Annotated in this window: 17 protein-coding genes; 4 read left to right on the plus strand and 13 right to left on the minus strand. The window is 69.2% G+C overall.

Features of this window, described 5'->3' with window-relative positions; translation table 11 throughout:
* Window positions 1–180: 180 nt before the first annotated feature.
* On the minus strand, window positions 181–921 hold the full coding sequence (thyX, locus tag ACQHII_RS14045; RefSeq protein ID WP_427919630.1) for an FAD-dependent thymidylate synthase: 741 nt from the start codon (window positions 919–921) through the stop codon (window positions 181–183).
* A gap of 213 nt (window positions 922–1134) precedes the next feature.
* Here thyX and ACQHII_RS14050 point away from each other — a divergent pair, with 213 nt between their 5' ends.
* Together ACQHII_RS14050 and ACQHII_RS14055 are read left to right on the plus strand one after the other, a co-directional pair.
* Window positions 1135–1374 carry a hypothetical protein gene (locus tag ACQHII_RS14050; RefSeq protein WP_427919631.1) on the plus strand — a complete coding sequence of 80 codons (240 nt, stop codon included), beginning with the start codon at window positions 1135–1137 and terminating at the stop codon, window positions 1372–1374.
* A gap of 115 nt (window positions 1375–1489) precedes the next feature.
* Entirely contained in the window at window positions 1490–2044 is a 555-nt protein-coding gene (locus tag ACQHII_RS14055; protein WP_427919632.1) for a hypothetical protein, read from the plus strand.
* Between the two features lie 92 nt (window positions 2045–2136).
* Here the strand turns inward: ACQHII_RS14055 and ACQHII_RS14060 are convergent, their stop codons facing one another.
* The 5 genes from ACQHII_RS14060 to rpsO all read right to left on the minus strand — a co-directional run bounded on the left by ACQHII_RS14060 (window position 2137) and on the right by rpsO (window position 7584).
* The gene (locus tag ACQHII_RS14060; protein ID WP_427919633.1) at window positions 2137–2589 is read right to left on the minus strand and encodes a hypothetical protein; all 453 of its coding nucleotides are present in this window, start codon (window positions 2587–2589) and stop codon (window positions 2137–2139) included.
* Between the two features lie 10 nt (window positions 2590–2599).
* The gene (gene dapB, locus ACQHII_RS14065) at window positions 2600–3352 is read right to left on the minus strand and encodes a 4-hydroxy-tetrahydrodipicolinate reductase (protein ID WP_427919634.1); all 753 of its coding nucleotides are present in this window, start codon (window positions 3350–3352) and stop codon (window positions 2600–2602) included.
* 25 nt (window positions 3353–3377) lie between these two features.
* On the minus strand, window positions 3378–4757 hold the full coding sequence (locus tag ACQHII_RS14070) for a M16 family metallopeptidase (protein ID WP_019075414.1): 1380 nt from the start codon (window positions 4755–4757) through the stop codon (window positions 3378–3380).
* Window positions 4754–6976, minus strand: a complete 2223-nt coding sequence (locus ACQHII_RS14075; RefSeq protein WP_427919635.1) for a polyribonucleotide nucleotidyltransferase — start codon at window positions 6974–6976, stop codon at window positions 4754–4756. The genes ACQHII_RS14070 and ACQHII_RS14075 overlap by 4 nt, the downstream gene beginning before the upstream one ends.
* Before the next feature lie 320 nt (window positions 6977–7296).
* Window positions 7297–7584, minus strand: coding sequence for a 30S ribosomal protein S15 (gene rpsO, locus ACQHII_RS14080; protein ID WP_019075416.1), 288 nt, complete (start codon window positions 7582–7584; stop codon window positions 7297–7299).
* Between the two features lie 283 nt (window positions 7585–7867).
* Here rpsO and ACQHII_RS14085 point away from each other — a divergent pair, with 283 nt between their 5' ends.
* Entirely contained in the window at window positions 7868–8149 is a 282-nt protein-coding gene (locus ACQHII_RS14085; RefSeq protein ID WP_427919636.1) for a DUF397 domain-containing protein, read from the plus strand.
* A gap of 64 nt (window positions 8150–8213) precedes the next feature.
* Here ACQHII_RS14085 and eccD read toward each other — a convergent pair whose 3' ends face one another.
* Window positions 8214–9725 (minus strand): type VII secretion integral membrane protein EccD, encoded by a 1512-nt coding sequence (gene eccD, locus ACQHII_RS14090; RefSeq protein ID WP_427919637.1) that lies wholly within the window; start codon window positions 9723–9725, stop codon window positions 8214–8216.
* 340 nt (window positions 9726–10065) lie between these two features.
* Between eccD and eccCa the strand changes: the two genes are divergently transcribed.
* Window positions 10066–14040, plus strand: coding sequence for a type VII secretion protein EccCa (gene eccCa / locus ACQHII_RS14095; RefSeq protein ID WP_427919638.1), 3975 nt, complete (start codon window positions 10066–10068; stop codon window positions 14038–14040).
* A gap of 25 nt (window positions 14041–14065) precedes the next feature.
* On the opposite strand, the gene ACQHII_RS14100 is transcribed toward eccCa, so the two are convergent.
* From ACQHII_RS14100 to ACQHII_RS14125, 6 genes are all read right to left on the minus strand, one after another.
* On the minus strand, window positions 14066–14569 hold the full coding sequence (locus ACQHII_RS14100) for a PQQ-binding-like beta-propeller repeat protein (RefSeq protein ID WP_427919639.1): 504 nt from the start codon (window positions 14567–14569) through the stop codon (window positions 14066–14068).
* Between the two features lie 276 nt (window positions 14570–14845).
* Complete coding sequence (locus tag ACQHII_RS14105; protein WP_427919640.1) at window positions 14846–15289, minus strand: hypothetical protein; 444 nt, start codon at window positions 15287–15289, stop codon at window positions 14846–14848.
* Window positions 15290–16031: 742 nt separating this feature from the next.
* On the minus strand, window positions 16032–16331 hold the full coding sequence (locus ACQHII_RS14110; protein WP_019075424.1) for a WXG100 family type VII secretion target: 300 nt from the start codon (window positions 16329–16331) through the stop codon (window positions 16032–16034).
* A gap of 68 nt (window positions 16332–16399) precedes the next feature.
* Window positions 16400–16747 carry a WXG100 family type VII secretion target gene (locus ACQHII_RS14115; RefSeq protein WP_200683897.1) on the minus strand — a complete coding sequence of 116 codons (348 nt, stop codon included), beginning with the start codon at window positions 16745–16747 and terminating at the stop codon, window positions 16400–16402.
* 54 nt (window positions 16748–16801) lie between these two features.
* Window positions 16802–17989 (minus strand): S8 family serine peptidase, encoded by a 1188-nt coding sequence (locus ACQHII_RS14120; protein ID WP_427919641.1) that lies wholly within the window; start codon window positions 17987–17989, stop codon window positions 16802–16804.
* A gap of 135 nt (window positions 17990–18124) precedes the next feature.
* Entirely contained in the window at window positions 18125–19939 is a 1815-nt protein-coding gene (locus ACQHII_RS14125) for a hypothetical protein (RefSeq protein WP_427919642.1), read from the minus strand.

The following is a 19939-nucleotide window of genomic DNA, read 5'->3' on the forward strand; positions in this document are numbered from 1 at the left end:
GTCTGCCCTCGGGGCAGGCGACAAGTCATGACAAATATGGAGCCCGGCACTGCCTGCTCGGGGGTTCAAGCAGTGCCGGGTCCGTTTGATCAGGCTAGATGAACTTCTCTAAATGCCGCAATACGGACACTTCGCGCGGCTGATCCGTACATGTGTGCCCGCGCGGCAAACAGAGGTGCGCTACGGGGCAACACGACCGTTGGCATTGAAGGCGGAGTACGTGAGCGGCATGAGCTTGGCCCACTGCTCCTCCATCTTCTCGCCGACCATCTCGATCTCCCGCTGCGGGAAGGACGGCACCTTCGCCAGCTCGTGCTGCGTGCGCAGGCCGAGGAAGTGCATCAGCGAGCGTGCGTTGCACGTGGCGTACATCGAGGAGAAGAGGCCCACGGGGAGGACCGCGCGGGCGACTTCGCGGGCCACGCCGGCGGCGAGCATCTCCTGGTAGGCCTCGTACGCCTGGCGGTACGAGTCCTCCATGGTGCGGCCGACCAGCTCCTGCTGGGCCTGAGTGCCCTCCACGAACACGTACTTGCCCGGGCGGCCCTCCTGGACCAGCTTGCGGGACTCGCCGGGGACGTAGAAGGTCGGCTGGAGCTCCCTGTACCTTCCCGATTCCTCGTTGTACGACCAGCCCACCCGGTGCCGCATGAACTCGCGGAAGACGAAGATCGGGGCGCTGATGAAGAAGGTCATCGAGTTGTGCTCGAAGGGGCTGCCGTGGCGGTCCCGCATCAGATAGTTGATCAGGCCCTTGGAGCGCTCGGGGTCCTTGCCCATCTCCTCCAGGGACTGTTCGCCGATCGTCGAGACGCGGGCGGCGAAGAGCACGTCCGCGTCGGACGCGGTGTGCTTGACCAGCTCGACGGTGACATCGCTGCGGAAACTGGGCTTGAGGTCGTCGGCGGGAGTGTCGGTCACGGCTCGGAGGGTCCTTCCATCACGTCTCTCGGGCGGCGCCCACTCTACGGCCCGGCACTGACATCGGGGCGTTCGGTGCCGTGCCGCGACATTCGTTGGCGAACTTCTGCGAATTCGGCGAAACGGGGCACCTTTTGGTGCGTTCGCTCGTCTGTCTTGGTGAGAGCCACCCGTTCGATCCCGATTCGATCCCCGAGGGGAGATGCACCACCGATGCTCCGTCGGCGCGAACCCGTCCCGTTCGCCTTCATCGCCGAGACCGACCGCTTCCGCAGCAATGTCACCCCGCCGCCCCGTGAGCGCGCGTCCGCCGGTCAGATAGCCGGGCGCTGGCTTCTGGGGCTCACCATCATCGCCGGCATCGTGGGCTCCCTGGTCCTCGGTATGCCAGCGCTGTCCCAGGACAACCTCTCGACACAGAATCAACAGTCGCAGGCCGCCGACAACCGCTGACCTGCGATGCAGCTGACACTGACTCATCCGGACCCCCAATGGTGGTGACCGGGAACACGGCCGGATAGCCTCACCGGGCACAGCCCACGCATGGAATTCAGTGAGGACACCAGCCGTGCCCCTGCCCTTCCTTACGGCCGACCGCGCATTCGAGGCCGCGGACGAGCTCGCGCTGCCGTTCGATGACCGCGACCGCTGGCGGCGCCCCTACCGGCCCGGACCGTGGCGGGTGGCGGCGTCGGCGCTCGTGCTGCTGCTCGCGTCGTACGTGCTGTTCGCCGCCGTCATCATCGCGTTGACCGGCTCGCGGTCCGAGGCCGGAGTGATCCTCGGTATCGCGGTGGCCGTCATCCTCTGTGCCCTGCGGCTGCTGCGTATGGGCGTGTGGGTGAGCGCGCGCGGGCTGCGCCGGGTGCGGTTCTTCTACACCGTCACGGTGCGGTGGGACCGGGTCGCCGCCGTGCGCACGGTGCAGCAGCCGGTGCGCTGGCTCGGGCTGCCGCGGACCGTGCAGGGACAGGCGCTGCTCCTCGTACGGAAGGACCGGGCCCCCGAGGATGTGGCCGCGCTGCTGACCACGCACGACATCGACTTCCTGGGGCGTGCCTCCGCCTTCGACCGGGCCGCGGACTCCGTCGAGGTGTGGTCCGACGAGTACCGGCGGAGCTGACCGGCCGAGAGCGACGCGAAGGGGCCGGTCCGCAGCGAGTGCGGGCCGGCCCCTTCGGCGTTCCGGCGTACGGCCGTGTTTCGTCCTGGGCGTCAGGCCTGGACGGGGCGGCCTGCGTGCAGGGCGATCGCGCGTTGCATGGCCTTGCGGGCGCGGGGGGTGTCGCGGGCGTCGTGGTAGGCGACGGCGAGGCGGAACCAGCTGCGCCAGTCGTCGGGGGCCGCCTCCGTCTCGGCCTTGCGCTTGGCGAAGACCTCGTCGGCGGAGTCACGGTCGATACGGCCGCCGGGCGTGCGCCTCAACTCGTCGACGGGCAGGCCGCCTTCGGCGTCGAGGAGGGCGGCGAGGCGGTTGGCGTTGCGGACGAACTGGGTGTTCTTCCAGAGGAACCACAGGCCGATCACCGGCAGGATCAGGACCGCGATCCCGAAGGTGACGGTGATGACCGTGCCCGACTGTATGAGCATGACGCCGCGGCTGCCGACCAGGACGAAGTAGAAGACCAGGACGGCGGCCGTGACGGCGTAGGTGAGTTTGGCGCGCATGTCGTGAGCCTCAGCCCAGGTCCAGGAAGTGTTCCAGGCCGAAGGTGAGGCCCGGAGTGGTCACCACGCGGCGGGCGCCGAGCAGGATGCCCGGCATGAAGCTGCTGTGGTGGAGCGAATCGTGGCGGACGGTCAACGTCTCGCCCTCGCCGCCGAGCAGGACCTCCTGGTGGGCCAGCAGACCGCGCAGCCGGACGGAGTGGACGGGGATCCCGTCGACTTCCGCGCCCCGTGCGCCGTCCAGGGCCGTCTCCGTGGCGTCCGGTGCCGCGGCCGTGCCCGCCTTCGCGCGCGCCTCGGCGATGAGCTGGGCCGTGCGCGTGGCCGTACCGCTCGGGGCGTCGACCTTCTTTGGGTGGTGCAGTTCGATGACCTCCACCGACTCGAAGTAGGGCGCGGCGATCTGCGCGAACTTCATGGTCAGTACGGCCCCGATGGAGAAGTTGGGCGCGATGAGGACGCCCGTCTCCGGGGATTCCGCCAGCCAGTCGTTCAGTTGCGCGAGGCGTTCCTCGGTCCAGCCGGTGGTGCCGACGACCGCGTGGATGCCGTTGCGGACGCAGAAGTCGAGGTTGTCCATCACCGAGGCGGGGGTGGTCAGTTCGACCGCCACCTGGGCGCCCGCGGCCGTGAGCGCCTCCAGGGTGTCGCCCCGGCCCAGGGCGGCCACCAGTTCCATGTCCTCGGCGGCCTCGACGGCTCGTACCGCCTCGGCGCCGATCCGGCCCTTGGCACCGAGGACCGCCACGCGCAGCTTGCTCATCGTTCTTGCTTCCTTACGACGGGTGTTAGGCGACGGCGTCGTTCAGTCGGGCCGCCTGCTTGTCCTTGAGCGGGCCGATGACCGCCAGCGAGGGTCGCTGTCCCAGGATCTCGCGGGCGACCTCGCGGACCTCGTCCGGGGTGACCGAGGCGATCCTGGCCAGCAGGTCGTCGACGGACATCTGCTCGCCCCAGCACAGCTCGCTCTTGCCGATGCGGTTCATCAGTGCGCCCGTGTCCTCCAGGCCCAGGACGGTGGAGCCCTGGAGCTGGCCGACGGCTCGGCCGATCTCGTCGTCGGACAGGCCGTGTTCGGCGACCTGGTCGAGTTCGTCGCGGCAGATCTTCAGCACGTCGTGGACCTGCGAGGGCCGGCAGCCGGCGTAGACCCCGAAGAGGCCGCAGTCGGCGAAGCCGGACGTGTACGAGTACACGCTGTAGGCCAGGCCGCGCTTCTCCCGGACCTCCTGGAAGAGGCGGGACGACATGCCGCCGCCGAGGGCCGTGTTGAGGACCCCGAGGGCCCAGCGGCGCTCGTCGGTGCGGGCCAGGCCCGGCATGCCCAGGACGACGTGCGCCTGCTCGGTCTTGCGGCCGATCAGCTCGACGCGGCCCGCGGTGCGCAGGGTGCGGCGGCCGTCGCGCGGGGCGATGGGCGCGGCCTGCGCGTTCTTGAAGGCGCCGGCCTTGTCGAAGGCGGCCCGGACCTGCCGTACGACCTTGTCGTGGTCGATGTTGCCGGCCGCCGCGACCACGAGGTGGGTCGGGTCGTAGTGCTTCTTGTAGAAGCGGCGGATGCGGTCCGCGGTCAGGGCGTTGACGGTGTCGACCGTGCCGAGGACGGGGCGGCCGAGGGGGTTGTCGCCGAACATCGTGCGCGCGAACAGGTCGTGCACGCAGTCGCCCGGGTCGTCCTCCGTCATGGCGATCTCTTCGAGGATGGCGCCGCGTTCTACGTTGACGTCCTCCTCGCGGATCAGGGAGCCCGTCAGCATGTCGCAGACCACGTCGATGGCGAGCGGCAGGTCGGTGTCGAGCACGCGCGCGTAGTAGCACGTGTACTCCTTCGCCGTGAACGCGTTCATCTCGCCGCCGACCGCGTCGATCGCGGAGGAGATGTCCAGCGCGCTGCGCCGGTGCGTGCCTTTGAAGAGGAGGTGCTCCAGGTAGTGCGTGGCGCCGTTCAGCGACGGCGTCTCGTCGCGGGAGCCCACGTGTGCCCAGATGCCGAAGGTGGCGGAGCGGACCGAGGGCAGCGTCTCGGTGACGATGCGCAGGCCGCCCGGGAGGGTGGTCTTGCGGACCGTGCCGATGCCGTTGGTGCCCTGGATGAGGGTTTGCGTACGGGCGACGGCCCGCGCCTCCGAGGAGGTGCGGGCCGTCGTCGTGGTGCTGGTCGACGTCACTTGTCGCCGTCGTCCTTCTTGTCGTCCTCGGTGTTCTCTTCACCCTCGATGACGGGGATCAGGGAGAGCTTGCCGCGGGAGTCGATCTCGGCGATCTCGACCTGGACCTTCTGGCCCACGCCGACGACGTCCTCGACGTTCTCCACGCGCTTGCCGCCGGCGAGCTTGCGGATCTGCGAGATGTGCAGCAGACCGTCCTTGCCCGGGAGCAGCGACACGAACGCGCCGAAGGTGGTGGTCTTGACGACCGTACCCAGGTAGCGCTCGCCGACCTCCGGCATGGTCGGGTTGGCGATGCCGTTGATCGTGGCGCGGGCGGCCTCGGCCTGCGAGCCGACCTGGGCACCGATGTAGATGGTGCCGTCGTCCTCGATCGTGATCTCGGCGCCGGTGTCCTCCTGGATCTGGTTGATCATCTTGCCCTTCGGGCCGATGACCTCGCCGATCTTGTCCACGGGGATCTTGACGGTGATGATCCGCGGGGCGTTCGGGGACATCTCGTCCGGCGTGTCGATCGCTTCCATCATCACGTCGAGGATGTGGAGGCGGGCGTCACGGGCCTGCTTGAGGGCGGCGGCCAGGACGGAGGCGGGGATGCCGTCCAGCTTGGTGTCGAGCTGGAGGGCGGTGACGAACTCCTTGGTGCCGGCGACCTTGAAGTCCATGTCGCCGAAGGCGTCCTCCGCACCGAGGATGTCGGTGAGGGCGACGTAGTGCGTCTCGCCGTTGATCTCCTGGGAGATCAGGCCCATGGCGATACCGGCGACGGGGGCCTTGAGGGGCACACCGGCGTTCAGCAGCGACATGGTGGAGGCGCAGACCGAGCCCATGGACGTCGAGCCGTTGGACCCGAGGGCCTCGGAGACCTGACGGATCGCGTAGGGGAACTCCTCGCGCGTCGGCAGGACCGGGACCAGGGCGCGCTCGGCGAGCGCTCCGTGGCCGATCTCGCGGCGCTTGGGGGAGCCGACGCGGCCGGTCTCGCCGACGGAGTACGGCGGGAAGTTGTAGTTGTGCATGTAGCGCTTGCGGGTCACCGGGGAGAGGGTGTCCAGCTGCTGCTCCATGCGGAGCATGTTGAGGGTGGTGACGCCCAGGATCTGGGTCTCGCCACGCTCGAACAGCGCCGAGCCGTGCACGCGCGGGATGGCCTCGACCTCGGCGGCGAGGGTACGGATGTCCGTCACCCCACGGCCGTCGATGCGCTTCTTCTCCTTGATGACGCGCTCACGGACCAGGGCCTTGGTCAGCGAGCGGTACGCGGCGGAGATCTCCTTCTCGCGGCCCTCGAACTCCGGGAGGAGCTTCTCGGCGGCGAGACCCTTGACGCGGTCGAGCTCGGCCTCGCGGTCCTGCTTGCCGGGGATGGTCAGCGCGGAGGCGAGCTCCGGGCGGACGGCGGCGGTGAGGGCCTCCAGGACGTCGTCCTGGTAGTCGAGGAAGATCGGGAACTCGCCGGTCGGCTTGGCGGCCTTGGCGGCGAGGTCGGCCTGCGCGCGGCAGAGCACCTTGATGAAGGGCTTCGCGGCGTCCAGACCGGCGGCGACGACCTCCTCGGTGGGCGCCTCGGCGCCGCCCTGCACGAGCTGGATGGTCTTCTCGGTGGCCTCGGCCTCGACCATCATGATCGCGACGTCGCCGTCCTCCAGGACGCGACCGGCGACGACCATGTCGAAGACGGCGTCCTCGAGCTCGGTGTGCGTCGGGAACGCGACCCACTGGCCGTTGATCAGCGCGACGCGGACGCCGCCGACCGGGCCGGAGAAGGGCAGACCGGCCAGCTGCGTGGACGCGGAGGCCGCGTTGATCGCGACGACGTCGTACAGGTGGTCGGGGTTGAGCGCCATGATCGTGGCGACGACCTGGATCTCGTTGCGCAGGCCCTTCTTGAAGGACGGGCGCAGCGGGCGGTCGATCAGGCGGCAGGTGAGGATGGCGTCCTCGGAGGGACGGCCCTCACGGCGGAAGAAGCTGCCGGGGATCTTGCCGGCGGCGTACATCCGCTCCTCGACGTCCACCGTGAGGGGGAAGAAGTCGAGCTGGTCCTTGGGGTTCTTGGAGGCGGTGGTGGCCGACAGCACCATGGTGTCGTCGTCCAGGTACGCCACGGCGGAGCCGGCGGCCTGCTTGGCCAGGCGGCCCGTCTCGAAGCGGATGGTGCGGGTGCCGAAGGAGCCGTTGTCAATGACGGCCTCGGCGTAGTGGGTCTCGTTCTCCACTAGCGTTTTCTCCGTTACTTGTCGTCTTTCGTCCCTCCCCGCCCGTGTGGCGGGGGGACGGTGGCGGAGAAGCGCTGTCTGGTGCGGGCCGGTCTTCGATCGAAGCACCCGGGTTTTCCTGCCCGGGGGCCACTACCGAGGACCGGCGGCTGCGAGGCGCGCTTCTCCTCATTCGTTTTCGTGTCGTGCGTATTGCGTTGTGCTACCACACTACAAAGCGGCAGTGACACTCCGCACGTTTCCGCACGTACGGGCAATCCGCACATACGGCAAAGGGAGCGGCTCCCGATCGTTTCGGGACCCGCTCCCTTCACGGCGTCTTACTTGGCGCCCGCCGCACCGCGGCGGATGCCCAGGCGGTCGACCAGCGCACGGAAGCGCTGGATGTCCTTCTTGGCCAGGTACTGCAGCAGCCGGCGGCGCTGACCGACCAGGATCAGCAGACCACGACGGGAGTGGTGGTCGTGCTTGTGGGTCTTGAGGTGCTCGGTCAGGTCCGAGATACGGCGCGAGAGCATGGCGACCTGGACCTCGGGGGAGCCGGTGTCGCCCTCCTTCTGGCCGAACTCGGTGATGAGCTGCTTCTTCGTAGCGGCGTCGAGCGACACGCGTACTCCTCGTAGTCTTTGATGTGCCACCGAGTGCCCCTGGTCCACTTCTCAGGGGAGCTTCCGTGACTCGGGAGGCGGGATCCGCTGGGCGCGGCCTCCGGAGCGGTGAGCTCCAGGGGTGCGTACACAAACGGCCGCTACACAGCGTACCAGCCTGGGGGGACGCCGCAGTCCAGCTCCGCGAAGGGCCCTGACCGGGGCGGATACGGCCACTAGGGTGATCTGCATCTACGCATGGACCGTAGATCACGTCGGCTCGTCGGGAAGGGGTCGCTTCGCCATGGCGGAGACGGAGCAGGAGATCAAGGCACGCAAGGAGCGGGAGCGGGACGAGTTGTACGCCCTCGACATCTCGGGCGTCGAGTGGCGCAGCGCGCCGGGCACGGAGGAGCACGAGGAGCGCGTCGAGATCGCCGACCTGCCCGACGGAGGGATGGCCATGCGCTCGTCGCTCGACCCGGACACCGTGCTGCGCTACACAGAAGCGGAGTGGACGGCCTTCGTGCTGGGCGCCCGGGACGGCGAGTTCGATCTGGAGCCGGCTCCGGAGGAGCTGCAGTAGTAGTCGTAGGCGTGGAAAAGGGGCGGCACGCGTGTGTGCCGCCCCTTTCGCATGCCTGCGGCTCCTAGCTGGTCATCGCCCGTGCCTGCGCGTACACGTCGAAGACGGCCAGGGAGAGCGGGATCAGGGTGAGCAGGACGAAGCTCTCGGCGATCTCCAGGAAGCGTCCCCAGAAGGGGGTGACTCCGCGCTTCGGGGTGATCAGGCCGACCGCGGTGACGAGCGCGGTCGACGCGGCTACGGCCGCGGCGAGCCAGACGCTGCGGATGTCGAGGGAGTTCGGGTCGCCGAGGAACGCGTCCCGCACGTACGCGTGCGGCGGGTTCAGGGCGAGGCCGAGGCCCAGGAAGACGAGGGCGGCCAGGCCCGCGGCGAGGGTGGCGCCGACCTGGGCGGTGTAGCGGAACAGGTGGGCGCGCATCAGCATCGCGATGCCGGTGGCGAGGGCGAGGAGCTGGGCCCACACGTCGCTGGAGAAGCCGAGGACGATCGAGGCGCCCACGGAGACGAGGGCACAGCCGCCGACCAGGCCGACGAGGAGTTCGTGACCGCGCCGGGCGCGGGCGGCGATGCGCTCGGCGTCGACGGGCTCCTGGGCCACGGGTTCGCCGTCGCCGTAGCCGCGGGTGGGGTTGGGCGGTTCGAAGCCGATGGGGAGGCGGGCGAAGCGCATGGACAGGCCCGGGAGGAAGGCGAGCGCGCACACGGATAGCGGGGCGCAGATCGCGGCCGTCTCGATGGGCTTCAGGTGGGCGAGCGTCGCGACGAACGTCGTCAACAGGCCGATGGCGGAGGCGAAGACGAAGGCCACGAAGGGGCCGTCGCCGCCGGGTGACACCAGGGTGAGGACGACGGCCGCGACGAGGACGGCGGCGCAGGCCAGCAGGAACTGGAGCCGCCCCATACCTTCTCCTTCGGAGAAGGGGAGCAGTCCGGAGCCCGCGACGGCGATGTTCGGGAGCGCCCCCAGGCCCAGGGCGACCGCCGAGCCCCGGTCGTCGTACACGCGCGCGCGTACGCAGGCGATGGTGACGAGGAGGATGCCGGCGAGGCCGGCGACGATGCCCTGGAGGCCGTTCATGTCGTGGTGGATCTGGGAGCTCCAGGCCACGAACGCGAGCAGTGCGGGCAGGATGCCGCCCGCGACGAGACCGGCGGCGCGCGTCAACTCGCCGTTCCACAGGGCACGGTCACGGGTGACGGCGGCGGCGACCGCCTCGGAGACGTCGTCGTAGACGGCGGGCGGCAGCGAGTCGGCGAAGGGGCGCAGGGTGAGCAGTTCGCCGTCGAGGATGCGCTGGGCGGCGAAGGAGCGGGCGCCGTCGAGGACGGTGCCGTCGCGGCGTACGAGGTGGTAGCCGACGGGGGCGCCCTCGGCGAGGCTCTGCTGGGACAGCCGCAGGATCTCGGGGTACAGGTCGGCGACCGGTACGTCGTCGGGCAGGGCCACGTCGATCCGGCTGTCGGGCGCCACGATGGTGACCCGGCAGAAACCGAAGCCCGTGCCCGCCCCGGATGAGGGTCCGGTGCCCGTTCCGCCGGCCGCGCCGGCCGGCGCGGAGGCCGTGATGCTCACCTGCTGTTCCCCCTTGTCAGTGACGGACGGTCCGCGAAGGTGCCGCGCGCGTCCACCGTGAAGTTCCGCCGTAAAGATCCTGTGCAGGTCGCGCCGTACTGTCCGTCCCGCTGGTCGGCCGCGCCGTAGCGCCCGGCACCCAATGGGATCCGCCCGCCGCGAACACTGCGGTTTTGCCCGGTTTTCCCGGAACGATTCGCAACTGCTCACACGTCTCACGGGCACCCTACCGCCCGCCGTTGTCAGTGGTTGTCAGTAGGATCGCGCAGTGCGGATCGGCGTCCGCCCGACACGGGGCGGCGGACGAAACAACTCGGTCCGGCAAGGGAATTGGTGCGTAGTGAGCCAGATCGTCGTCAAGCGCCCGCCGAGGTCGCTGCCGAAGGAAGTGCCCACGGACGAGGTCGTGCTGCAGGCTCCGCCGGAGCTGCCGCGCGGCCAGCAGGAGGGCGCCCTGATGCAGCTTCTGCCCATGCTCGGCATGGGCGGGTCGGTGGTGTTCTTCTTCAACTCCAGCGCCGGGCCCTTCATGAAGATCATGGGCATGGTGATGATCGCGTCCACGGTCGCGATGGGCGTCTCGATGCTGGTGCGCTACCGCCGGGGCACCCAGGGGCAGATGGCCGACATGCGCCGTGACTATCTGCGCTATCTGTCGCAGACCCGGCGTACGGCCCTGGAGACCGCGCGGGCCCAGCGCGACGCCCAGTACTACCTGCACCCTTCGCCGGAGCAACTGTGGGCGCTGGTCGCCGAGGGCAGCCGGGTGTGGGAACGCCGCACGAACGACGAGGACTTCGGACAGGTGCGGGTGGGCCTCGGCCCGCAGGGTCTGGCCACTCCGCTGATCCCGCCGGAGACCGCGCCGGTCGACCAGTTGGAGCCGCTGACCGCGGGCGCGATGCAGCGCTTCCTGGCCACGCACGGCACCCTTGAGGACCTGCCGATGGCGGTCTCGCTGCGCGCCTTCTACCACGTGACGATCAGCGGCGAACCGGCCACCGTGCGCGGCACCGCCCGCGCCCTCGCCGCCTCCCTCGCCTCGATGCACTCCCCCGAGGACCTCGTCATCGCCGTCGCCACCGGGCGCGAGTCGGTGCCCGAGTGGGAGTGGGCCAAGTGGCTCCCGCACGCGCAGGCGCCGGGTCTCGCGGACGGCGCGGGCAGCCTGCGGCTGATCTCGACCGACCCGACGGAGCTGGAGGAGATGCTCACGGACCGCCTCCAAGGCCGCCCGCGTTTCCACCCGGCCGGAGCGCCGGTGCCCGAACAGCCGCATCTGGTGGTCGTGTTGGACGGCGTCTCCCTGCCGCCCACCTCCTTCCTCGCCAGCCCCGAGGGCCTCCAGGGGGTGACGATCGTCGAGGTCGTCCCCGGCGACCTCAACAGCGGACGCGGTGACCTCTCGGTCGTCGTACACCCGAAGGAGCTCCGCCTGGAGTCGGGCCACGGCATGGTCTACGAGGGCACGCCGGACGTGCTGTCGTACGAGGCCGCCGAGGCCCTGGCCCGTCAACTGGCGCCGCTGCGCATGGTGTCGGGCGGTGACGACGACGAACCGCTGCTCGCCAACCTGGAGTTCACGGATCTGCTGAACCTGGGCGACGCGGCCTCCGTGGACCCGAAGCGGACCTGGCGCCCACGCTCGACGGCGGAGCGGCTGCGGGTGCCGATCGGGCTCGGTGAGGACGGCCGGCCCGTGATGCTCGACCTCAAGGAGGCGGCCCAGGAGGGCATGGGTCCGCACGGGCTGTGTGTCGGCGCGACCGGTTCCGGCAAGTCGGAGCTGCTGCGCACCCTGGTCCTCGGCCTCGCGGTGACGCACTCCTCGGAGACGCTGAACTTCGTCCTCGCGGACTTCAAGGGCGGTGCCACCTTCGCCGGCATGGCGCAGATGCCGCACGTGGCGGCCGTCATCACCAACCTGGCGGACGACCTGACGCTCGTCGACCGTATGGGTGACTCGATCCGCGGCGAGTTGAACCGCCGCCAGGAGATGCTCCGCGACGCGGGCAACTACGCCAACATCCACGACTACGAGAAGGCGCGCGCCGCGGGCGCTCCCTTGCAGCCCGTCCCGTCACTCGTCCTGGTGATCGACGAGTTCAGCGAACTCCTCACCGCCAAGCCGGACTTCATCGAGATGTTCGTGCAGATCGGCCGCATCGGCCGCTCCCTGGGCGTGCATCTGCTGCTGGCCTCGCAGCGCCTGGAGGAGGGCCGACTGCGCGGCCTGGAGACCTACCTCTCGTACCGGATCGGTCTGCGCACGTTCTCGGCGGCCGAGTCGCGGGCCGCGCTCGGGGTGCCGGACGCGTACGAGCTGCCGAACGTGCCGGGTTCCGGCTTCCTGAAGTACGGCACCGACGAGATGGTCCGCTTCAAGGCGGCGTACGTCTCCGGGGTGTACCGGACCGGTTCGCAGCAGGCCGCCGCGCTCGGCGGGCCGCTCCCGGTGGACCGCAGGCCGGTGCTGTTCACGGCGGCGCAGGTGCCGGTGCAGTACGCGCCCGTGCCGCGGCAGCGCCAGGAGGCGACAGCGGACGAGAAGGACGACGCGCTCGCCGACACCGTCCTCGACGTGATCGTGCGGCGACTTGAGGCGCAGGGTCCGGCCGCCCACCAGGTGTGGCTGCCCCCGCTGGACAGCCCGCCGTCGCTCGACTCCCTGCTGCCCGGACTCGCCGCCGTACCGGGACGGGGCATGACGCAGCCCGGCTATGAGGGCGCGGGCCGGCTCGTCGTCCCGGTCGGCCTGGTCGACAAGCCGTACGAGCAGCGGCGCGACCCGCTGTGGACCGACTTCGGCGGCGCGGCCGGCCATATGCAGATCCTCGGCGGCCCGCAGTCCGGCAAGTCGACGCTGCTGCGCTCGCTCATCGCGTCGTTCGCGCTCACCCACACCCCGCGCGAAGTGCAGTTCTACGCACTGGACTTCGGCGGTGGCGGCCTGTCGGCGGTGGCCGGTCTGCCGCACGTGGGCGGGGTGGCCTCGCGCCTCGACCCGGAGAAGGTCCGGCGTACGGCGGCCGAGGTCTACGGCGTGATGACCCGCCGCGAGGAGTACTTCCGTACGGCCGGGATCTCCTCGATCGCCGAGTTCCGCGCCCGCCGCGCGCGGGGCGACATCTCCGTGACGGACCAGCCCTGGGGAGACGTCTTCCTCGTCATCGACGGCTGGGGCAACTTCCGTACGGACTACGAGGCGTTGGAGCCGCTGGTGCTGGACATCGCGGCCCGCGGCCTCGGTTACGGCATCCATGTGATCCTCACCGCTTCGCGCTCCATGGAGGTTCGCGCGAACATGAAGGACCACCTGATGAACCGGCTGGAGCTGCGGCTCGGCGACCCGATGGACTCCGAGTTCGACCGCAAGGTCGCGGCCAACGTGCCGACGGGCGTGCCCGGGCGCGGCCAGACCCCGCAGAAGCAGCACTTCATGGCGGCGGTCCCGCGCATCGACGGGCTGTCCTCCGACACGGACCTCGCGGAGGCGACGACGGCCCTCACGGCCGAGGTCGCCCGGCACTGGCAGGAGCCCGGAGCCCCCGAAGTGCGCCTGCTGCCGAGGGAGTTCCCGGCGACCCAGCTTCCTCCGGGCGACCGTTTCCCCAACCGGGGCATCTCCTTCGCCCTCGACGAGGACAACCTGGAGCCGGTGTTCGTCGACTTCGACCAGGACCCGTTCTTCCTGGTCTTCGGCGAGAGCGAGTCCGGCAAGTCGAACCTGCTCAAGCTGCTGATCAAGCGCCTCGGCGAGCGCTACGACGGCACCGAGTGCAAGCTCTTCGTGGTCGACAACCGGCGTTCCCTGCTGGGCGTGACCCCGCCCTCGCACCTCGCCGAGTACATCCCGATGTCGAACCAGATGCAGCATCACATGGACGCGCTGGCCGACCTGATGCAGCGCCGGACGCCGACGTCGGACGTCACTCCGCAGCAGCTACGGGACCGGAGTTGGTGGCGGGGCCCGCAGGTCTTCGTGATCATCGACGACTACGACCTGGTGTCCACGTCGAGCGGCAACCCGCTGTCGGGTCTGACCGAACTCCTGCCGTTCGCGCGGGACGTGGGCGTGCGCTTCATCATCGCCCGCTCCACGGCGGGTGCGGGGCGCGCCGGTTACGAGTCGTTCATGCAGCGTATGAAGGAACTCGGCGCCCAGGGCGTGGTGTTGGCGGGCGATCCGGCCGAGGGCGACCTGCTGGGCGGGGTCAGACCACGGCCGATGCCTGCCGGGCGGGGTGTGTTCGTGTCCCGGAAGCGGGGGAAGCCGCTGGTTCAGGTCGGACGGGTGGCGGACGCGGACGAGTAACGCCCCCTGTGGGCCGACTGGTTCGTCAGAACGTGCTGAGGGCGACGACCTTGCTCGCGTGCATCAGGAAGACACGGTTTCCGTCGGCGGCGAGGCGGGTGTAGTCGGTCCGGGGGAACTCGTACCGCCACAGCCACCCGCCGTCGACCGCCTTCGCGGCGTCGAGCTCCATGGGCTCGGTGTCCACCACGCTTCTGCCGATCGACCAGACCGCGTGCCCCTGCGGCAGCGTCCGGCCCGCGTAGAAAGCCGTGCCCGCGGATTCGGAGTAGCCGGACCACAACTGGCTGCCGTCGCACGGGTCCAGGCGTCCGGGATAGACGCCCTCCGTGGCGTAGAGCCTGTTCCCGGAGACCGTCACAGGTCCCCAGCGCTCCCGGTAGAGGTCCCCGTGGGGCTTGACGCTCCAGATCCGTTCCCCGTCGGCGATCCGCACCGCCTCCAGGGTGTAGTCGCCGAGATAGCCGGTGTCGCCGCGGACGGCCGGCCGGAGCCCGATGGGGACATGGTCGAGGCGATTCCACGCCATACGGCCGTTGCTCGTGTCGACCGCCAGGAAGTTTCAGTCGGTCGTCCTCATGACCAGCCGGCCCGGACCGACGGCGGTGGCGGGGGCGGGGGCGAACACCTTCCTGCGGAAGTCGGCCGGGACCGTCGCCGTTCACCCGACCCTCGCGTCCGCGCGGCGCACACTGCGCAGCCGGTCGTCCTTGGTGATGACGTACACCGACTCCGCGTCGGCGCCGAGGAGTTGGGTTGCCTCGGCCGCCGGGCAGGTCCACTTGGGTCCGCTGGTGGAGGGGACCTACGTACGCAGCGCGCCCTGGCTGTCCGTACCGACGACCAGACCGCCGGAGAGCGACAGATAGCCGCTCTTCGTCACGACGCGGGGCGCGCTCCAGCGGTGTCTGCCGTCCTTGACGCCGTAGGCCACGATCCCGCCGTTCGCGGCGCCGAGGACGAGGACGTCCCGCACCGGCAGCAGATACGGCGAGTAGACGTCGGCGGCGTTCTCCAGTGTCGAGAGGGTGCCGGGCCGGCCCAGGGAACCGGAGACCTTGTCGTCGACGACGGTCATGTTCTGCGTGAAGGTCGCCACCACCGACGGAACGGTGAAGGGGCTGCTCTTCGAGCCGCCACCGCTCGTGCCGCCGCCCGTCGTGGCGAGCAGCCAGGCCGTCGTACCGCCCCCGGCGGCGACCACGACACCCGTGGTGGAGAGTCCGGTGAGCAGCCGCCTCCGGGTCAACGCCCGTCCACCGGCCGCCTGCTCGGGCGGAAGACTCCCGGCGTCCAGCCCGGCGCTCCCCAGCGCGGCACACCGTCCGGCGCGGCGGCCGCACCGCCCCCCGAAGGAACCGAGCCGGAGCCCGTCGGCGGCAAGCGGTACGGCCGCCGGACACACCCCCGCGCGCCAACTCCTGCCCGTGCAGCACGGCGAGCGTCTCGGCCAGCGCTACGGCGAGCGCGCGCACGGTCCGCTCGGGCAGCGGACCGCCGTTCGCCGCGAGGGCGTCGGGGAGGGGCAGCGCGGGCACGTAGGGCCGGGCATGCCACGCTTCGCCGCCCGGCGCGGCGAGCTCGGTGGCTGGCAGCACCCAGGGCCCGAGCAGTTACCGCGAGGTGCCGACCTCCGCCATGAACCGCCCTGGGTCGGCCTTCGGCAGGGGCGCACTCAGCAGGACGGTGCGGTCACCGTAGGGGTTGCGGGCGATGAAACGGCGTTCGGGGGTGGGGGGTTGAGGGCGGGGGGGGTGAGGGGTTGAGGGCGGGGGGGGTGAGGGCGGCGGTGTTGCTGTCGAGCCGGGTGACGATCGTGCAGGGGCCGATCCGCCGAGTCGTTGCACTGGCCATAGCCATGTGTGCTGCACTCCCCTCCCTCCGGCACGGGCGCGTGCTCACCCTCTTGTGCGGGGGCCAGGTACGGCAACAGGGTGGGCGCCTCCCGCGCGCGCCCACCCTGCGTTGCTGTTGTTGCTGCGTGCCTCGTCCTACTGGAAGTAGCTGGCGGCCTTCTTGTCGCCTTCCATGTAGGTACCGCCCGACGTGTACACGACGTGACCGATGCCGGTCAGCGCGGTGTGGATGTCGTTGGCTTCCTTGTCCCACCGGTGCAGCTTCTCGTTGAACGTGCCCTGGGCGTCACCCTCCCAGTACTGCTGGCTCTTCACGACCAGCGCGCGAAGCTCCTGGAGGTCCTGCTCCAGCTGCTTCGCCTCGTTGCCGATCTTCGTGGCCGCGAAGTCCAGCCCGTCATAAGTGACGGAAAGGCCGTCGGAGTTACGGCTCATGCGTGTGTACCTCGTCTCGTTCGTATGGGGCTGTGGGCGTCGTGGCTCAGTGGGAGTTCAGTGAGAACTCAGTAGGAGCTGAGCGAGGACGTGGGCACGGTCGGGGCGCCGTCCTGAAGGTCGATCTTGTTGACCGCCGCGCGGACCTCGTCTTCCTTGCTGTCCTTGATGTTGCGCGTCGCGGTCATCGCCTCGATGACGTCACCGAGAATGGTGCCGATCTTCTGCAGCGACTCGTTGATCTCGTACTGCTTCTTGTCGAACGCGGCACGACCAATTCCGTGCCACTGACCCTCGAGCCCGTCGATCACACCCTGAAGCCCGTGCACGCGCTTGGCGATGCCGTCGTACTTGTCGAGCATCTGCTTCTGAATATCGACTACTGCGGCATCTTCGAGCTTCTGCTTGTTGGACATGGTCAGCTCACCCTTCTTGTGTTGACTGATGCGTGGTCTGGCTGGAAATCCCGGTCACCTGGCACGCCGTGCGCGCAGTACGGCTACGCCCGCACCGCCGATGACGAGCACGGCGGCAGCACCGCCGAGTGCGATCCAGAGTGTGTTGCTGTCGTTGGACGAATCGGCGCTTGATCCTGCGGCTGAGGTGCCGCCGGTAGAACCCTTGCCCGGATTCTCTGACGTGGCCGACGCGGACGGGGTCGATGGGGCCGACGAGGAGGAACTCGCCGACTTGGCCAGCAGGTTGCCGCCGTTCTCCTTCGCGAGCGGGTCGACGTTGGCGGCGCCCGCGTCGTACTTGGCGTTCTCCAACACCATGCGAGGACGGACGAACCCGTAACCGGCGTACTTACTCGGGTCGTTCTCCGGCCATGTCCGGCTCGCGGTGTCGATCAGGGAGCGGGTGACCTGGTTGACCGTCCAGTCGGGGTGGGCGGACCAGATGAGGGCGGCGGAGGCGGAGGCGATGGCGGTCGCCGCACTCGTGCCAGCCGTGTCGCAGTACGTACGGAAGGCGGTATCGCACCACCCCGGAATTCCCTCACCGGGTGCCACGAGGTCGACGAAATTTCCGTACGAGGAAAACTTCGTCACAGTGAACGACGAGTTGACCGCAGCGATGCCGACTACATAAGGGTACGCAGCTGGATAGTCGATATTGCCAGTCCCTTTCCCCGTACCCGAATTACCCACTGCGGCGACCATCAACTTCCCTTTTGAAGCGGCATATTTGACCGCTTCCTCCAACTCCGGGCTGACAAACCCTCCGAAGGACATGCTGATGATCTTTGCATCGGTGTCTGCTGCGGCCCTGATCGCCTGCCACGGCTGGGGAGTCTTCTTCTCCTCCACTGCACCGGCCTTAAACCCTTGAAAGACGGCGCGATAGGGGACGATCTTCGCGCCCGGCGCCAACCCCTGCAGGCTACCGTTAGATCCGGTACCCGCAATCAACTCGGCCATGGTTGTCCCATGGCCGTTGTAGTCGACCGTCGAGCGGTACGCGACCGCCTTGGGTACCTCGTCGACGAGGACCTGGCCCTTCAGTGAAGGTGTATTCGGATTTACTCCGCTGTCGATGACAGCGACCTTTACACCCTTGCCGGTGCTGACCTTCCACATCTGGTGCACCTGCATCTCATCCAGGTACCACTGCTTCGACTGAACGTCGTCAGCGCCGGCATTCGGCGCGAATCCCATGCTCACTACGGCCAGGGCGCCGAGGATCGCACCTACGGCACGTACTCGTCCGGCACGACGTGTCCTGAGCAGCACAGCCCTCCGGGCTGGACGGCTGTTCCCTGACTTCATGACGTTGACTGTCCTCGCTCGTGCTCAGTTGACGGCCGGCGGCACGTCGCGCCGCGGCTGGGTGGGCAGATGTGTCTCTTCGTCCTCTACGAGGTGGTCTGGGCACGGAGCTCCGTCCGCTCGTCCCTTGTCGCCAGGCTTCCCCTGCTTGCCAGGTCCACGTACGAGGCCGGAGCCACCACGCGTCATGCCGTTCCGTTCGGCTCGGGCAACGGATGTACGTTCGGTGGGCACCCCCGTAACGGTCTCAGACGCGCCCGTACCGCCACGTGCCCTCGATGTCGGCCGCGCAGCAGCATCGGGCGTTCCGAAGACGCCACGCTGCCCCGGCCGACCAGGCGCGGACCGAGAACCGGCCGCTTCCTCGGCTCCGATGACGTTGCCGCGAGGGATCCTGGACCCGCCCTTCGCCGAATTGCCGGTACCGGATGTGGGCCGTCCGCCCACCACCCCGTTCGAACGACCGGCACCGGTGGCCGAACCACCGTTGGCGCGCGGAGTCGCCGTACCGTTCGCTCTCGGGGTACCGCCGGTGACACCACGACCCATCGGGGACGACTTGGCTCCAGCGGCGGAGCCCTTGGCCAGCGACCGGCCGGTCTCGGTGGCGCGGCCCATTTGACTCGTGGGCCCGCGGTTCGCCGACCGCCCCGTGTTTGAATTCCTCAGGTCCGATGCACCACTGCGCCCTTGCGTAGAGACCGGGTTCCGAAAGCCTCCGGAACCGCCCGTGCTCCTGCCCATGGGACCGTTGGGCAGGGGGGTTCCGAAGGCGCTGTCGAAGGCGTTGGCCTGACCGCCCCCAGGGACTGGGGTACCTGTGACCGGCGGATTGTGGACCGTCGTAGGTGTAGTGGTTGCCGGTGGCAATGTGCCCACGCTGTCGATATTCGTATGCGTGGGAACGCCAGGAGGTGCGACGTGACTGGTGACGTGCTTGACAGGCGGCGTGACGTCGCTCACGACGTGCTTGCCTGAATCACCCGTGGCCGACACGACCGGGGTGTGATGTCCCGCGGCACTGACCGTACTTGTCCCCTGCACGTGGTCCCCACCTGACTTCGGGGAGTCGTCGACGCGCCTTAGCGTCGTAACAGGTCGCGGCACGCCCACATCCGGCATATCCGTGAACTCAGGCGCCTTGCTGTTCAAAGCCGCCAGCTCGTCCTTGGACACCACGTAGTACGACGACAGCCGGTTCATCTGGTTGATCGCCTCTTGGCGATCCTTCTCCACGCGTACGGCCGCCGCGTACTCGTCCTTGTTCGCGACCTTCTCGGCCGCCGTGAACGTCGTGGGGTGTTTCCGCTCCGCCTCCGTGTCGCGAGAGGGCATGGCACTGCGCACGGACGCCAGTCCCATGGCAGCGGCGGTGATCTGATCGCCCGCTCCCCCGGCGAAAGTACTCAGACTATGCGTCTGGGTGACGAGCTCACTCCCCCACTTACGGAACGCGTCGCCCGACTTCCCGGCCCACTGGACCTTGTCGATGTGACCGCTGAGCTCGTCGGCCGCCGCCTTGATCGCGTCGCGCGCGTCCCACAGCGCCTTGCCGGAGGACTCCAGGTCCTCCGGGTTCGTCCGCTCCACGAGGTCGATCATCTCGTTGAGCGGGCGGTTCTCGAAGTTCGTACGACGGTCGTCGGACGGCCCGTGCACGGAGTCATGGACTGCCTGGCCCTGCGACGTGGTCTCGACCACCGCGCGCAGAGGGTTGTAGAAGAGGCCGGCCAGGAGGCCGTTCTCTCTCGGGCGCTCCTCGACACCCCGAGCCAGGTCGGTGAACTGATTCTGGCGCTTGACCCTGCTCAGGTCCCACTTGTGCTGATCGTCAGTCAT

Source organism: Streptomyces sp. cg40 (genome assembly GCF_050320165.1).
Classification (GTDB): Bacteria; Actinomycetota; Actinomycetes; order Streptomycetales; family Streptomycetaceae; genus Streptomyces; species Streptomyces hokutonensis.

What these genes read in the sequence shown, in the direction of transcription:
- ACQHII_RS14120 (WP_427919641.1), bottom strand. Translation starts at nt 17,989, where the DNA reads ATGGGATTCGCGCCGAATGCCGGCGCTGACGACGTTCAGTCGAAGCAG.
- ACQHII_RS14050 (WP_427919631.1), top strand. Translation starts at nt 1,135, where the DNA reads ATGCTCCGTCGGCGCGAACCCGTCCCGTTCGCCTTCATCGCCGAGACC.
- ACQHII_RS14110 (WP_019075424.1), bottom strand. Translation starts at nt 16,331, where the DNA reads ATGAGCCGTAACTCCGACGGCCTTTCCGTCACTTATGACGGGCTGGAC.
- ACQHII_RS14115 (WP_200683897.1), bottom strand. Translation starts at nt 16,747, where the DNA reads ATGTCCAACAAGCAGAAGCTCGAAGATGCCGCAGTAGTCGATATTCAG.
- dapB (WP_427919634.1), bottom strand. Translation starts at nt 3,352, where the DNA reads ATGAGCAAGCTGCGCGTGGCGGTCCTCGGTGCCAAGGGCCGGATCGGC.
- ACQHII_RS14060 (WP_427919633.1), bottom strand. Translation starts at nt 2,589, where the DNA reads ATGCGCGCCAAACTCACCTACGCCGTCACGGCCGCCGTCCTGGTCTTC.
- ACQHII_RS14085 (WP_427919636.1), top strand. Translation starts at nt 7,868, where the DNA reads ATGGCGGAGACGGAGCAGGAGATCAAGGCACGCAAGGAGCGGGAGCGG.
- ACQHII_RS14125 (WP_427919642.1), bottom strand. Translation starts at nt 19,939, where the DNA reads ATGACTGACGATCAGCACAAGTGGGACCTGAGCAGGGTCAAGCGCCAG.
- ACQHII_RS14100 (WP_427919639.1), bottom strand. Translation starts at nt 14,569, where the DNA reads ATGGCGTGGAATCGCCTCGACCATGTCCCCATCGGGCTCCGGCCGGCC.